The organism is Nitrosomonas sp. Is79A3 (genome assembly GCF_000219585.1).
In the GTDB taxonomy this organism is placed as follows: Bacteria; Pseudomonadota; Gammaproteobacteria; order Burkholderiales; family Nitrosomonadaceae; genus Nitrosomonas.
Map to the genome: position 1 here is coordinate 618,274 of NC_015731.1, position 14,271 is coordinate 632,544.

General features: G+C 49.4%; 13 protein-coding genes and 1 pseudogene. 6 read left to right on the plus strand and 8 right to left on the minus strand.

What is annotated here, in order from left to right:
• Positions 1 to 39: 39 nt before the first annotated feature.
• The 3 genes and pseudogenes from NIT79A3_RS02865 to NIT79A3_RS02870 all read left to right on the plus strand — a co-directional run bounded on the left by NIT79A3_RS02865 (position 40) and on the right by NIT79A3_RS02870 (position 4,771).
• On the plus strand, positions 40 to 4,251 hold the full coding sequence (locus NIT79A3_RS02865) for a DEAD/DEAH box helicase (protein WP_013964761.1): 4,212 nt from the start codon (positions 40 to 42) through the stop codon (positions 4,249 to 4,251).
• A gap of 102 nt (positions 4,252 to 4,353) precedes the next feature.
• A pseudogene (locus NIT79A3_RS18520) lies at positions 4,354 to 4,479 on the plus strand (IS1595 family transposase); the annotation flags it as partial.
• Positions 4,480 to 4,528: 49 nt separating this feature from the next.
• Positions 4,529 to 4,771 (plus strand): type II toxin-antitoxin system ParD family antitoxin, encoded by a 243-nt coding sequence (locus NIT79A3_RS02870; protein WP_013964762.1) that lies wholly within the window; start codon positions 4,529 to 4,531, stop codon positions 4,769 to 4,771.
• Positions 4,772 to 4,899: 128 nt separating this feature from the next.
• Here the strand turns inward: NIT79A3_RS02870 and NIT79A3_RS02875 are convergent, their stop codons facing one another.
• A complete protein-coding gene (locus NIT79A3_RS02875; protein WP_013964763.1) occupies positions 4,900 to 5,889 on the minus strand; it encodes an EF-hand domain-containing protein in 990 nt (329 codons plus the stop codon).
• Positions 5,890 to 6,037: 148 nt separating this feature from the next.
• Positions 6,038 to 6,616: a Spy/CpxP family protein refolding chaperone gene (locus tag NIT79A3_RS02880; RefSeq protein ID WP_013964764.1), complete on the minus strand. Its 579-nt coding sequence runs from the start codon at positions 6,614 to 6,616 to the stop codon at positions 6,038 to 6,040.
• 199 nt (positions 6,617 to 6,815) lie between these two features.
• On the opposite strand from NIT79A3_RS02880, the gene NIT79A3_RS02885 reads away from it, so the two are divergent.
• Entirely contained in the window at positions 6,816 to 7,538 is a 723-nt protein-coding gene (locus tag NIT79A3_RS02885) for a response regulator transcription factor (protein WP_348225697.1), read from the plus strand.
• Between the two features lie 3 nt (positions 7,539 to 7,541).
• The gene (locus NIT79A3_RS02890) at positions 7,542 to 8,885 is read left to right on the plus strand and encodes an ATP-binding protein (RefSeq protein ID WP_013964766.1); all 1,344 of its coding nucleotides are present in this window, start codon (positions 7,542 to 7,544) and stop codon (positions 8,883 to 8,885) included.
• 307 nt (positions 8,886 to 9,192) lie between these two features.
• Here the strand turns inward: NIT79A3_RS02890 and NIT79A3_RS02895 are convergent, their stop codons facing one another.
• The 6 genes from NIT79A3_RS02895 to ispD form a co-directional block, all read right to left on the minus strand.
• A complete protein-coding gene (locus NIT79A3_RS02895) occupies positions 9,193 to 9,924 on the minus strand; it encodes a uracil-DNA glycosylase (RefSeq protein WP_013964767.1) in 732 nt (243 codons plus the stop codon).
• A complete protein-coding gene (gene rimI, locus NIT79A3_RS02900) occupies positions 9,921 to 10,382 on the minus strand; it encodes a ribosomal protein S18-alanine N-acetyltransferase (protein WP_013964768.1) in 462 nt (153 codons plus the stop codon). Before rimI ends, NIT79A3_RS02895 begins: the two co-directional genes overlap by 4 nt.
• The gene (gene tsaB, locus NIT79A3_RS02905; protein WP_013964769.1) at positions 10,379 to 11,053 is read right to left on the minus strand and encodes a tRNA (adenosine(37)-N6)-threonylcarbamoyltransferase complex dimerization subunit type 1 TsaB; all 675 of its coding nucleotides are present in this window, start codon (positions 11,051 to 11,053) and stop codon (positions 10,379 to 10,381) included. The genes rimI and tsaB overlap by 4 nt, the downstream gene beginning before the upstream one ends.
• Positions 11,054 to 11,147: 94 nt before the next feature.
• On the minus strand, positions 11,148 to 11,690 hold the full coding sequence (gene thpR, locus NIT79A3_RS02910; RefSeq protein ID WP_013964770.1) for an RNA 2',3'-cyclic phosphodiesterase: 543 nt from the start codon (positions 11,688 to 11,690) through the stop codon (positions 11,148 to 11,150).
• On the minus strand, positions 11,683 to 12,180 hold the full coding sequence (gene ispF, locus NIT79A3_RS02915; RefSeq protein ID WP_013964771.1) for a 2-C-methyl-D-erythritol 2,4-cyclodiphosphate synthase: 498 nt from the start codon (positions 12,178 to 12,180) through the stop codon (positions 11,683 to 11,685). Before ispF ends, thpR begins: the two co-directional genes overlap by 8 nt.
• Positions 12,177 to 12,881: a 2-C-methyl-D-erythritol 4-phosphate cytidylyltransferase gene (ispD, locus tag NIT79A3_RS02920; protein WP_013964772.1), complete on the minus strand. Its 705-nt coding sequence runs from the start codon at positions 12,879 to 12,881 to the stop codon at positions 12,177 to 12,179. Before ispD ends, ispF begins: the two co-directional genes overlap by 4 nt.
• A gap of 244 nt (positions 12,882 to 13,125) precedes the next feature.
• Between ispD and prfB the strand changes: the two genes are divergently transcribed.
• Positions 13,126 to 14,233, plus strand: a protein-coding gene (gene prfB / locus NIT79A3_RS02925; protein ID WP_013964773.1) for a peptide chain release factor 2 whose coding sequence is annotated in 2 segments (ribosomal slippage) — positions 13,126 to 13,206 and positions 13,208 to 14,233 — 1,107 coding nt in all. Because the reading frame shifts where the segments join, the coding sequence is not laid out codon by codon here.
• The last annotated feature ends 38 nt before the right edge of the window (positions 14,234 to 14,271 follow it).

The following is a 14,271-nucleotide window of genomic DNA, read 5'->3' on the forward strand; positions in this document are numbered from 1 at the left end:
GTCAAAACCATACCTTACATAGGTGTTAGAGATAAGTCTATGTCCGCTTCGATCAAGGAAGAGCGTCATCAACTGCTTGAACGTTATCAACAATGCACTCCAACTGAGCAGGCCGCAGTCAATTTGTTGGCTGTAGCTTGGGGCGGGCTCAGCAAATCGCAAATCACAACACCATTGCGCAAGATTCTGGGCGCTGGTGAAGCAGACAAAATTAAGCTGGAGCTGCTGCAGCGCAATGGTCTGATCGAAGTCAATAGATCATTGTGGAGTAGTCACGGTCTAAGGTGTAACAGGCTCATCGTCGAACCGGTAACGCGCAAACTCGTCGCGAATGGAACTTTCGAACACTATGTCGAACTGGTGCGCCTCGCCGCGCCTTTGCAAGCAGCCTATCAGAAAACCGCCAAAGGCGATTTCCAGTTTCGCAACGATGACGAACTGATTCGGGAAGTGCGCATTGGTATTTACCGGGCGGACGAGCTTTACATTGAGCACTTATTCGCAATGCTGGAACGGCTTCAGTATTCCTACTGGAATGGCCTGCCGCAACGCTGGCCCGAACCTGTGCCGATTTATGCGATGGTTTGCGACAATCCTTTCGAGCGTGAATGGTTCGTGCGCTTGCCTGCAAAAATCAGAGAACCGGCCCTGCCGTTAATCCTATTGCAGCAGGCGGGGAGTTGGAGGTTAGATGCAGAGGCCTTCGATCTGTTACGCGAAGGGTGTGAGGGGTCAGCCGCGCCCGAAGATTGGCAACTCTGCATGGCGCTGATCTCGATTTTAAGGGGTGAGACGCAAGCCGCGCAGGCTGCGCTGTCCCGGTGCCAGATCGGCTACCGGGAGCGTGCCTGCTGGGGATTATTCTTTCTGCTGAAAGGAGATCAAGACAATGCCCTGCAATATTATCGGGAAGGATTGAGCCTATTACGCAAGGAGCAAGGCAGGCGTAAGGTATTCTTTCCGGGCATTTTGGGATTTTTCTTTGTGTTGGGTCTGTTTCAGCGCAACCAAACAGGCGATATGGAGGAGGCCAAGAAACTTCTGGAGATGATTCCAGAAGATCATCCTTTTGGTTCCGTGTTCCATCTGTTGGGGTTCGTTCCGGCGCTGGAACGGAATCAATCCGGCGCCCTAGCCCAATTGAATGCGCTTCTGGCGCAGGTCTCTCGAACCGGTTTTGTGAGCCCCTGGAATTTCTGGATTGCCTTGTGGCTGCTGCATCAATATGAATCGGCTGCACAATTAACCCACTATCTGTTGCAGGCGGAAGCTTATCAGCAACAGGCTGCCGATTGCGGATATGGATGGCTGGCGGCAGAGTTGGCAGCGCTAATCTCACGGATCGCCCCGAAGCAGACTGGCATGAAAAGCGCGGCCGATGCTTTCGAACGCGCCAAGGATATCAGGCTTCTGGTCAGGCGTAGCCAGTATCAGGAACCTTGGGAGCGTGCCCTGAACGCCATCAAAAATACCGTGGTGCGTGGTGCGGCTGCGGGTAAGGACGAAACAGCAGAATATCGTCTGGCTTGGTTGCTGTCACGCGAACGCGCTTATCTGGGCTTTGCGTTGGAAGCGCGGGAACAGAAACGCAATGCCAGTGGTGGCTGGAGTAAAGGTAAGCCACTTTCGATGAAGAAGCTTTCCGAGATGGCGGAATCGGCGTCCTATTTTTCCGCGCAGGATCGTCGTGTGGCCGCACATATCGCCCCAGACCGCTTCACCGGCGGCTATTCCTTGCCCAACCGCAGTTGGCTGGCGCTGGCGGGCGCATCCGCCGTGTTCTGGAAGGATAGCGGCGTCGCCGTGGAATTGGTCGCCGCTGAGCCGGAACTACGAGTCAATAAAAAGGCCAATGGCAAGCAGGTAAAAATAGAATTCTGGCCGCTGTGCGATGAGGAAGAAAGTATAGTGCTGGCCGAAGATGGGCTGACACGCATCAAGATCGTCGAACTTAAGCCGGAGCACCACCGCCTTGCGCAAATTATTGGCAAGGGAATCGTGGTTCCGGCTTCTGCCCAGGAGCGCATCTTGGCCAGCCTAAGCTCGGTATCTACCCTGGTGACTATCCATTCAGACATCGGCGGCGGGGAACTTGCCGCCGCCGAGATAGTTGAGGCGAATGCGCATCCCCGTGTGCAACTGATTCCCGAAGGCGAGGGACTGCGTGCCGCCATCCTGATCCGCCCCTTTGGAGACCAGGGTTCTTATTACACCCCCGGTTCCGGCGGCACCAGCTTGATCGCGGAAATCGGCGGTAAACGCCTGCAAACCCAGCGTGATCTCATGCTTGAGCGGAAACTGGCAAACGAACTCATCGCCCTTTGTCCCAGTCTCGGCAGTCAAGCACAAGAAGTGATAGCTTTTCAATGGCTGTTGGTTGATGCCGAAAGTAGTCTTGAGTTTTTGCTGGAACTGCAGGAAGCGGGCGAAAAGGTCCAGATTGAATGGCCGCAAGGCGAGAAACTCAAGCTGTTGGGACAGGCCGGATTGAATCAGTTTAGCATCAAGATCAAGCAGCAGCGTGACTGGTTCAGCGTCAGCGGCGAGCTCAAACTGGACGACGGACAGGTGTTGAACATGCAGCGCCTGCTGGAATTAACGGAAGGCACCCGGAGCAAATTCATCCGCCTCGATGAAGGCCGCTTTCTGGCCCTGACTGAAGCGTTCAAGAAGCGTCTGGACGATTTGCGTGCTTATTCAGAAAAACACGGTAAGGATCAGCGCCTCCATGCGCTGGCGTTGCCGGTCATGGATGAAATTGCCGAAGAAGTGGGCGAGTTCCAAGGCGATTCCGCTTGGCGGGCGCAGTTGGAGCGGCTGCGCCAGGCAGAACAAGTCCAGCCGAAGCTTCCGTCTACTTTGCAGGCGGAATTGCGAGATTATCAGCGCGCCGGTTTCGAATGGCTGTTCAGGCTGTCAGCCTGGGGCGTGGGTGCTTGTCTTGCCGATGACATGGGTTTGGGGAAGACTCTGCAAGCCTTGGCCGTGATCCTGAGCCGGGCCGGTGAGGGACCAACCCTGGTGGTTGCGCCGACCTCGGTTTGCATGAACTGGCAGAGCGAGATCCAACGTTTCGCGCCGACTCTCAACGTTCAAATCCTGGGTGGGAGTGATCGGCAAGCCCTGATCGAAGGTTTGCGTCCGATGGATCTTTTAATTTGCAGTTATGCCTTATTGCAGCAGGAATCTGCCGGCAAGATTCTGGCCGTACCGACCTGGCAAACTATTGTGCTGGATGAGGCCCAGCTCATCAAGAACCCGGCGACCAAGCGCTCACAGCAGGCCATGGCCCTGCAAGGCCGGTTCAAGATCATCACCACCGGCACGCCGGTAGAAAACCATCTGGGCGAGCTTTGGAATCTGTTCCGATTCATCAATCCCGGCCTGCTCGGTTCTCTGGAAAGCTTCAACCGCCGCTTCGCCGGCCCCATCGAGCGCAATCAGGATCGTGAGGCGCGCCAGCGGCTAAAACGCATGATCCAGCCTTTCATCCTGCGACGAATTAAGACCCAGGTTCTGGACGAACTGCCACCGCGCACCGACATCGAGCTGCAAGTCGAGCTGAGCGAGCAGGAAGCTGTATTCTACGAGGCCTTGCGCCGCAAGCTGTTGAACGAGCTGAACGAGACCCAGGGACCTGAGGAAAACAAACGTTTCAAGGTATTAGCTGCGATCACTAAGCTGCGCCGGGCCTGCTGCAATGTGCAACTGGTAGCGCCGGATCTGGGCCTTTCCAGCAGCAAGCTGGCGTTGTTCGGCGAAGTTTTGCATGAGCTTCTGGACAATCGTCACAAAACTTTGGTATTCAGCCAGTTCGTCGACCACCTCAGCCTTATTCGCAGCTATCTGGACGAAAAAGGCATCGCCTATCAATATTTGGACGGCCAAACTCCGCCGGCAGAACGTAAAAAGCGGGTGGATGCATTTCAGGCCGGACAAGGCGATGTCTTTCTCATCAGCCTAAAAGCCGGCGGTGTCGGCCTGAACTTAACGGCAGCGGATTATGTCATCCACATGGACCCTTGGTGGAACCCGGCTGTCGAAGATCAAGCCTCCGACCGCGCCCACCGCATCGGCCAGCAGCGCCCCGTCACTGTATACCGGCTGGTAACAAAAAACACTATTGAGGAACAAATCGTCTCGCTGCACAGGCACAAGCGCGATTTGGCTGACAGCGTCCTGGAAGGCGGCGAAATCAGCGGCAAGATCAACGCCCAGGAATTACTGAATTTGATTCAGAAAAGCAGCTGAGATTTCTGTTCTTCTCAGCCTTCTCAAGAAGGACTTCATGGTTCAAGGACGCTCTCACGAAGCTTTTCACTGGGTGGGGCGGTTTAAGAAATGCAACAATGCTACCTTGCGAGTTATCTGGGGTGGTCTAGAATGATTGACCGTCTCGGTCAGAACGTTACACCAACTATTTGTTTCCTAATGTCACTTGGAAAAACAAGGCAATTTCAACAATTAATTACTGTATAGCCAATAAATATTACAATCAAATCTTGGCAAGTTTTACATGGAGATTTTTATGCCTGCACAAAAAAATACCAGTGTGACGCTGGGTGAACATTTTGAGAAATTTCTGGCGCATCAGATTGAAACCAGGCGTTATGGTTCGGCCAGCGAGGCCATACGGGCGGGGTTGCGTTTGCTCGAGGAGCGTGAAACCAAGTTGGGAGCATTGTGCCATGCTTTTATTGAAGGTGAACAAAGCGGTGCATCCGACTATTCTTTGCAAGGTATTCTGGATGAACTGGAAAGTGACGGTTAGATGGAATCATTTACCCTCACCCAAAAGGCAAGATCCGATATGCTCTCGATTGGCCGTTATGGAGTGCTAAAGTTAAAGGGATGGCATGATTGCCACCCCTTTAACATCCGGACGTGCGACGAAAATTACTAGGCGGTAACCGATAATCCGGAGTTGTTGGTACTGCTGTCAAAACTGCTGTATGCATGCATGAGGTCCATGATCTGTTTCATTACCCTGGCATCGCTGTTCGTAGAAGTTGTCGATGTACTGGATGTCGATGCCTTATCCTGCTTTGCCTGTGCGTAGTCAATTTTTTCCTGCTCACTGACTTTTCCATCCTGGTTGGCATCTGCTGGATCATATGTTTTCGTGGAACTGCTTGACTGCGTGGCGCTCGTGCTGCTTGTTCCGGATGCGGAGTCCGCGCCACCAGCGCCGGGCGGAGGCATGCCACCAGGTGGAGGAGTGCCTCCACCTTTGCTCGCTTGTGCCGTGCTGCTCATGCCGCTGGTCATTTCGCTCTTGGTGAGCTTGCCATCGCCGTTGTTGTCCAGCTTCTTGAATATCTCGTCCACGTTAGGCGAACTGCTGGTGCCGCTTGAACTGCCAGAGCCGGGTGACTGGCTTAGTGCCGATTGCAGGTCACTCTTTTCCAGATAACCCTTGTTCGTCGTGTCGAGCTTGGAAAACAGGTCGTCCACCATCTTGGAAGGGTCTGGTCGATTCATGCCAGATGTTGTCGTCGAGTCCCCGCTGCCTCCCTGTGACGTACCGTTCATGCGCATTTGATTAAACTGGCTGTCGAGTGCGTCGACAAGTTTTTTCATGCCGCTGGGCATTTCGTCCTTGGTGATCTTGTCATCGTTGTTGCTGTCCAGCTTTTTGAACATCTCGTCTACAGTTGTCGAACTATTTGTGCTGTTCGAGCTACTGGAACTGCCTGCGCTGTTTGAACTGTCAGAACCTGATAACTGGCTTAATGTCGATTGCAGATCACTCTTGCTCAGATAACCCTTGTTCGTGGTGTCGATTTTGGAAAACAGGTCATCCACCATCTTGGATGGGTCCGGGTGTTTCATGCCGGACATCATCGAGAATCCGCTCCCGCTCCCATTGACGCTGCTGATGCTGCTCATGGCTTGCTCCTTTCATATTTAACGGACAGTCTTGACTGCTAATTTTATGCAATGGTTTGCATGATTTAGTTATCGTCATAACGAATTAATATTGCAGCGTCATTGGTGTAAAAGCAGGTAAAAGCTTGTTAAGAAAATATCCGTGTTTTTATCGAAGATGATTTCTGCCATGCCCATGAATCGCTCCGAATCTGGAGCGCATTTCATCCGCCTGTTTGCGCTGATCGGCTGTCAGCAACGCCAGAATTTTCACCTCGGTTGCCGCATGCTGCACGAAGGTGTCGGCGAGTTCCTTGGCAAGTTTGTCGGCAAGAGTTCGCAACTCGGATGGTTTGTAATAATCCGACGCAGCTAGCCGGTTTAATTCTTCAGCCGCTTTGCGGACGGCTTTATGCCGTTCGCGCATGCCTGGTTCCTGGTTGTGCAAAAGCTCAAATATTTTGTCCTGTTGCGATTCGGTCAAATCGAGGTCGCGAAGAAATGGCGGGATGAGTTTGCCATCGGGTGGGAAAGGAGGCGGTGCCCTCATTGCGCCTGGAGGCGAGGGAGGTATCCCTTGTTGCATGAGTAGCATCATTTCATTGTGCATGGCGATTGCTCCGGGCAATTTTGAGCTGGCATGTTCATCCTGGCAATCACACGGTGCCGAGTTCACCGCAAGGGGAAGCACCAGAGCTATGGCTCCGATCATCAGGCCGTGCCAGAATTTGTTTGCGATTTTTTTCATATTGATCTCCAGAAGTTGGTTGACTCGATCTCCGGTTTCTCCACTATTGGGCACCATCGATTAGCTGCCATTCTCGGGGGTGGTGCTGTAAAGTGTCGTAAACCATGCGTAAATCCAGGTAAATGATGCTGGCAGCCAAGTGTAAAAACTTGTAAATGCCAATGTTAGTGGCTGTGCGGGGTGGGCAGGCTTAACTAAAATGGCAGGCAATAAATTGATGAACGCGCACACGATGAAAACAAAAGTCTTGCTGGTTGACGACGATGTCGAGCTTGCCGGGATGCTCCGGGTTTATCTGGAACGTGAAGGCTTCGAGGTAAAGGCGGTGCATGATGGCGAGTCCGGTATCACAGAGGCGCTGCATGGTTACCATGATATTGCCGTGCTGGATGTGATGATGTCGGGCAAAAGCGGTATTGATGTGCTCGTCCAGATACGCGCCCATGGAGCGATGCCGGTGTTGATGTTGACCGCCAGAGGGGATGATGCCGATCGCATCGTCGGCCTCGAGCTGGGGGCCGACGACTATGTGACGAAGCCCTGCACCCCGCGCGAACTGACGGCCCGTATCCGCGCTATCCTGCGTCGCAGCGGCGTTGCGGAATCGGCTTCATCCTCATCGCCGATCATTGTTGGCACTTTGTCCATCTGGCCTGAGCAGCGGCGCGCCGAGGGGGCAGGCAAGCCACTTGAGCTGACCAGCACGGAATTCAACCTGCTTGAGGCATTGGCGCGCAACGCCGGACAAGTGGTGAGTAAATCGGAACTGTCCGAACAGGCTTTGGGGCGTCCACTGGCTCGTTTTGATCGCAGCATTGATGTCCACATCAGCAGCATACGCCGCAAACTGGAGCCACTGCCGGATGGGCGTTCCCGCATACTGGCCGTGTTCAACAAGGGCTACCAGTTCATCAGGGAGTAGAACGTGGGACGATTGTTCTGGAAATTTTTTATTTTCTTTTGGCTGGCGCAGATCACTACCTTCATCGGTGTCGGTGTCGCGATGTGGTTGCGATCTCCCGGGATGGAGCAGTTGCGCGCGCCTCCGCCGTCGGGTGTTGCTGCCGCAGCTTTGACATTGCGTTACGGCGGACGCGAGGCATTGCGGGGATTATTGCGGGAGCAAAGCCGTGAACCGGCTCCACCAGTCTTTGCTGTGGATGAAAACAACCGGGATATTTTGGGTCGCCCGGTTTCGGAGGCGATGCTCGCGCAGGCCAGCCAGATTGCAGGTTCGCAAAATAATTTCGGCAGGGCGGAGAAAGTGACTGATGCTGATGGATATGCCTATCTGCTGTTTGCGCCGTCCCTAGGTTATCCGGGTTTGGATAGACGTATGGAACCGCCGCCGCATGATCGAGGTATGTTGCCTCCTGTCATGCCCTTGCTGGCAGGCGGAGTAGTCAGTCTATTTTTCGCGGCATGGCTGGCCTGGTATTTCTCCAAACCGATACGCACACTCCGCGCGGCTTTTGCAGCGGTTTCAAATGGACTTCTGGACGTGCGTCTTGCACCGGTCATGGGGAACCGGCGTGACGAGCTGTCCGACCTTGGTCGAGATTTCGACAGCATGGTGCAGCGGTTACAGCAATTGATGGATGGTCAGCGCAGAGTGCTGCACGATGTTTCGCACGAACTGCGTTCGCCGCTGGCGCGGCTTCAGGCGGCAATCGGTTTGGCGCGACAACAACCCGAACGGACTGAGGATTCCATGATGCGCATTGAACGGGAAGCCGTGCGCATGGATATTTTGGTCAGCGAGTTGCTGACGCTTTCCCGGCTTGAAGCCGACATGATAGGCAAGCTGAATGAACAGGTCGACCTCAACGAACTAGTGTCCAACGTGGTGGAGGATGCACGCTTCGAGGCAGCAGCCAGCGGCTGCCGTGTAGAGTTCGAGGCGCGCAGCGGGGCTATTGTTCGGGGCAATGCGGAGTTGCTACACCGCGCGGTGGAAAATGTTGTGCGCAATGCCGTGAAGCACTCACCGTCTGGTGGTTTGATTGGCATCAAGATACGGATCAACAGCGATCAAACGATTTTCATTTATGTTTTGGACGAAGGAACCGGTGTTCCAGAGGCGGATATTCAATCCATATTTGAACCATTTTTCCGCAGCGATAAAAAGAAAACCTCAGATGGACACGGGTTGGGGCTGGCCATTGCGAAGCGCGTAATTACTGCCCATCAGGGGGAGATTTACGCCAGCAATCGTCCGAGTGGCGGGCTGTGCATAATAATTACCTTGCTAGTCGGGCTTGCTGCGTGAGTCTGTAACTGCGGATGATCTGTCCCTATTCCGAAGGCAGTAGTCCAAATAGAAAGCACTAGCCTGGCTTTAATGGCCAAGCCGGTGTCGGGAGCCGCCGCTTCTTGAACTACACTTGCGTGTTCACAAAGCGTAGGGTCCGGAATCAAGAATCCCACGATAGTGGATAGGAAAAATAAACGCTCTTTTTCATAAAAGATGAAGCTTCTGGAAAACAGCTGGATTGTCGAACACACTGACAACCGATCAGAAATTCACAAGATTAGTATTGATAAAATGAGTCATGAATATTCGTTAAATAAAAAGCTTATGTTATTGACTGCATAGTTGATTGGGCAAAGCATAAATCTTTCCAAGCTTTTGCTTTCTCTGGGAGAGTGCGCAATAAATAGGCAGGGTGGTAAGTGACTATCAGGGGTATGCCTGAATAATCATGTATTTTTCCACGCAAGCTGGAAATACTGTCTTCACACTGGAGAAGGTTTTGTGCAGCAACCTTTCCTAATGCAACAATAAGTTTGGGTTTGATCAGAGCAATTTGCCTCGTCAGATAAGGTTCACATTGACGAGCTTCATTGGCATTGGGGTTTCTATTATTGGGCGGGCGGCATTTTACGATATTGGTGATGTAGACTTGCTGGCCACGGTTCAGCTTAATAGCCGCCAACATTTGATCGAGTAGTTTGCCGGCTGGTCCAACAAAAGGTTCACCGGTTGCATCTTCTGTGGCTCCCGGCCCTTCGCCTACAAAGAGCCAATCCGCATTCTCATCGCCGACACCCAATACGGTTTGAGTACGTGTCTGGTGTAAAGGGCAGGCAGTACATTGGGATACCGCTAATCTGAGTTGATCCCAATTCATTTGATGGATTTCCTGGCGCTGCTGTGAATCTTTTGCGGGATCGGGCGGAGATATCAAATTTCTAACTTCGGATGATTGTGATTCAAGCGGCTTATTCTGTTTCCGGGTGCCTGATTTCTGCTGCCATACCGGTAGCAGATTCAATTCTTTGAGTATTTGTCTGCGCCGCTTATTCATAACATCAATTGCATGACAAGCGCATCTTCACGTCCGCACATTGCCGGGTAATAACCTTTGCGCGTTGCAATGTGCTGGAAACCCGCTTGTTTATAGAGCTGTGCGGCACCGTGATTTGATTCTCGTACATCCAGGAATATCGATTTTGCATTTTCTCCTCTGGCATGCTGAATAAAATGCTGGAGCAGCTTTTTACCCCAACCCTTTTTTTGCCAGTCTGCGGCGATGCCAATGGTGAGAATATGCGCTTCTTCAGGACTCATCATCATGATTCCATAGCCGAAAATAACATCAGCCTGTTCCAAAACCTGACATACATAACCGGCCTTGATTGAATCGGCGAAATTTCCCAGTGACCAGGGGAAAAGAAAAATTTCTCGTTCGATCAGGATGACACGATCTAGATCCGATGAGTACATTTTTCTGAATTCGGCTGTCTGCTGCAATGTGCTATTCATCGCTCATTTTCCTTCAATGCGACTTTGTTACGTATATAGACAGGTGTTACATTAGCTGGATCAGTATTAGAACCATCAGTAAATTTGGGTAGCGCAAGTTGTGCTATTTCCCCAGCTTGCGGATGGAGCTTGAAATGGACCTGGTGAATATTTTCGCCATACAGTGCTGATAATTCTTCGCGATAGACATCAAAACCACTGCCGCATCCAATCCAGCCATTGCCCGGTACCGAGAGCGCATGCTGCGGTAAGCAGAGTGTCGGCGGACTGATAATTTTCCAGTCAAAATTTGCCGTTTTCTGATAGGCGGCATGATAAATCTCGCCCATGCGGGCATCAAGTGCCACAATGATTTTCTGTTCCTCAATTTGCTGTACCACTGCTTCAAGCGTGCTAATTCCTATAACCGGCAGATTGGTTGCATACGCCAAACCTTGAGCGACACCGCAAGCTATGCGCAGACCCGTAAAAGAACCTGGGCCTGCGCCAAAAGCGATGCCATCTAATTGCTGCAATGCAAGTGCAGACTCTTCGAGCAGTTCATGAACCATAGGCAGAAGAATTTCAGAGTGACGGCGCTCAGCAAGAATTTCCTTGTTGAATATTTTGCCATCCAGGTACAGTGCAACAGAGCAAAATTCAGTAGATGTTTCAAGGGCAAGAATTTTCAAAATAGTTGGGTGACAAGGGTTTTAATTGAATGTAATCAGGTAACTTTGAGTTGAGAGCTATTGATATAGGATAAATTCTTCGATCAATATTGGTTTATTTCAAGTTCCACTGTTTCAGTGGAATATAATTAACACCGTGCTCAGTTTGTTTGGATTGGATGAGAGACCATTTATTGACATGCCATTTGATGGGGGTATTTAAATTGATTTCTGTTGCATGGGTTGCTTTCCGGATTAGCGTAACATGAGGTCTATAACTGCGTTTGTCAAATGGGAATCCAGCTTCTGACAGCGCAATCTTCAGAGAATCAACGAGAAAGAGCAGTTCGGTAGAAAATTGCTTTGCCTGGATATAAATAATTTGATTGTGCTTCCAGTAGCCAATTTTGTCTAAACTAAGCTCAAATTTTTTTGCTGATATATTTTTCATGGCTTGCTGCAGCGCTTCAATATGGTGCGTGCTGATATCTCCAAGGAATAACAACGTAAGATGCAAATTCTGTGTTCGAACTTTGCGCCCACCGTAAGTAGATTCCAGTATTTCGGTTTGATGCGCCAATTGCTTTTGTACTAATTTATTAGGAAAAATGGCAAAAAATACGCGAATAAATTCTGTATTGGTGTCTTTATTAGTCAATCGCGTTTTCCGTGCAGCTAATTAAGCATACAACTTCTGCCACAATACCTTCTTTACGGCCAATCGCACCCAAATGCTCGGCTGTTTTAGCTTTAATATTGATGTTACTCGTATGCGTTTTTAGATCCTGCGCAATATTTGCAATCATCGCAGGAATATGAGGCGCCATTTTGGGAGCTTGAGTAATAATAGTTGCATCGATATTGATAATTTTATAACTACTATTTGCCAGCAAGCTGTATACATTGCGTAATAACACGCGGCTATCGATATTTTTATAGCGTGGATCAGAATCAGAAAAATGTTTGCCAATGTCTCCCAATGCGGCGGCACCAATAAGTGCATCACAGATTGCATGCAGCAACACATCCGCATCGGAATGCCCGAGTAATCCTTTTTCGTAAGGAATAGTCACTCCGCCAATGATCAACGGGCGGCCTTCAACTAACTGATGTACATCAAAACCTTGTCCTATTCTTAACGTGCTCACGAATTATTCCTTTTTTGTAATATTAATTCTGCTAGAGCCAGATCCTGAGGATAGGTTACTTTGAAATTGTAAGCATCACCAGTCACAAGTTTTGGCTGAAATCCTAAAGCCTCAACAGCACTGGCATCATCTGTTACATTAATGCTCGTCGCGCTACGGAGTGCTTGGGTGAGGAGGTCAAAGCGAAACATTTGCGGAGTCTGTGCTTGCCATAAATTCTCTCTGGATTCAGTATGTGTCACACGATTATCAATGTTACTGCGTTTTAAAGTATCAGCAACAGGCACTGCCAATAATCCACCAACATCATCGGTGGCTAATTCATTGATTAATTTGTTTAATTGAATTGAAGTTAAACAGGGCCTGGCCGCATCATGTACCAATATCCAATCATCCGTTTCTACCAGATCCTTTTGCTTTGCTGTGGTAAGGCCATTGAGTACGCTATCTGCACGAGTTAAACCGCCGCAACTTAGCATGACAAGTTTTTCTGAAAACTCAGACCAGTCATATTTGAACCATTCGTTATCACTTGGCGCAAGTACGACGAATACGCCAGCAATGGCCTGGCTCTGGCATAGCGTATATATTGCATGATAAATCATAGGTCTGTTATTCAATGATAGATATTGTTTGGGAAGCTCATTGCCCATACGTGCGCCTGAGCCTGCTGCTGGAATCAATGCAAAAAACTTTGACATTATTGAGTTTATGAAAAAATAGATTAAGAAAACGAACTGGAATGTGAAAATGTATGAATCGCACGCAATATTAGCTAATTATTATAATTTTTTTACTGATCGATGGTTTGAAAAGTTGAAACATATGCATAAAAATTTCTTCTAATTGCAAATGAATAATATGGATCACGAAAGTTAACAACAGGTGCACATGATCTCAGTGCACTAAAAGGTATAATTAAAAATTCAATTTTAGGTGGAAAATATGGAAGCAGAACAAATCAATGCAGTTTCGAATCATCTTCAGGATCTGAGTAATCGAGCTAATGAATTACGGAGGTTTCTTTGACTTCGATACGAAACAGACCCGCCTGAGCGAATTAACTCGACTTCTTGAAGATCCGGCGATTTGGAATGATAGTAAACGCACCCAAGAGATCGGACGTGAGAAAAAATTGCTGGAAGATACCGTTTTTACATTGCAATCGATGGAACAGCAATTGCATGATGCGCAAGAATTATTTCAGATAGCGAAGGATGAATCTGATGGCGCTGCTCTAGAGAGTATAGAAATTGATGTTAATAAAGTGGAGAAAGTAATAGCAAATTTGGAATTCCGGCGCATGTTTTCTGATCCGATGGATCCAAATAATTGTTTTGTGGATATCCAATCGGGTTCTGGAGGAACGGAGGCGCAAGATTGGGCAGCTATGTTGGAACGCATGTATTTGCGCTATTGCGAAAGACAGGGACTGAATGTTGAAATTCTGGAAGAATCAGTAGGGGATATTGCTGGCATTAAAAGTGCCACCTTAAAGGTTACCGGTGAATATGCATATGGTTATTTGCGCACGGAAACCGGTGTGCATCGTTTGGTAAGAAAATCACCATTTGATTCGGGTAACCGTCGGCATACTTCTTTTGCGAGTGTATTTGTTTATCCAGAAGTGGATGACACCATAGAGATTGAAATTAATCCGGCGGATTTAAGAATAGATACATTTCGCGCATCGGGAGCAGGGGGGCAACATATCAATAAAACCGATTCCGCTATCCGTATTACGCACAATCCGACGGGAATAGTTGTGCAATGTCAGAGCGGTCGATCACAGCATCGCAATAAAGCAGATGCACTTGTCATGTTGAAATCAAGACTATATGAGGCTGAGCTACGTAAGCGTAATGAAGAAAAGCAAGCCATAGAAGAGACTAAGACAGATATTGGCTGGGGCCATCAAATTCGATCTTATGTTTTGGATCAATCCCGCATTAAGGATTTACGCACAAATATAGAAATTGGGAATACGCAAAGTGTATTAGATGGCGACCTGAGTCACTTTATTGAAGCAAGTCTCAAACAAGGCGTAAAATAAAAAACTCGTAAAGAATGCTGAGTAACTGTATTTAAGAG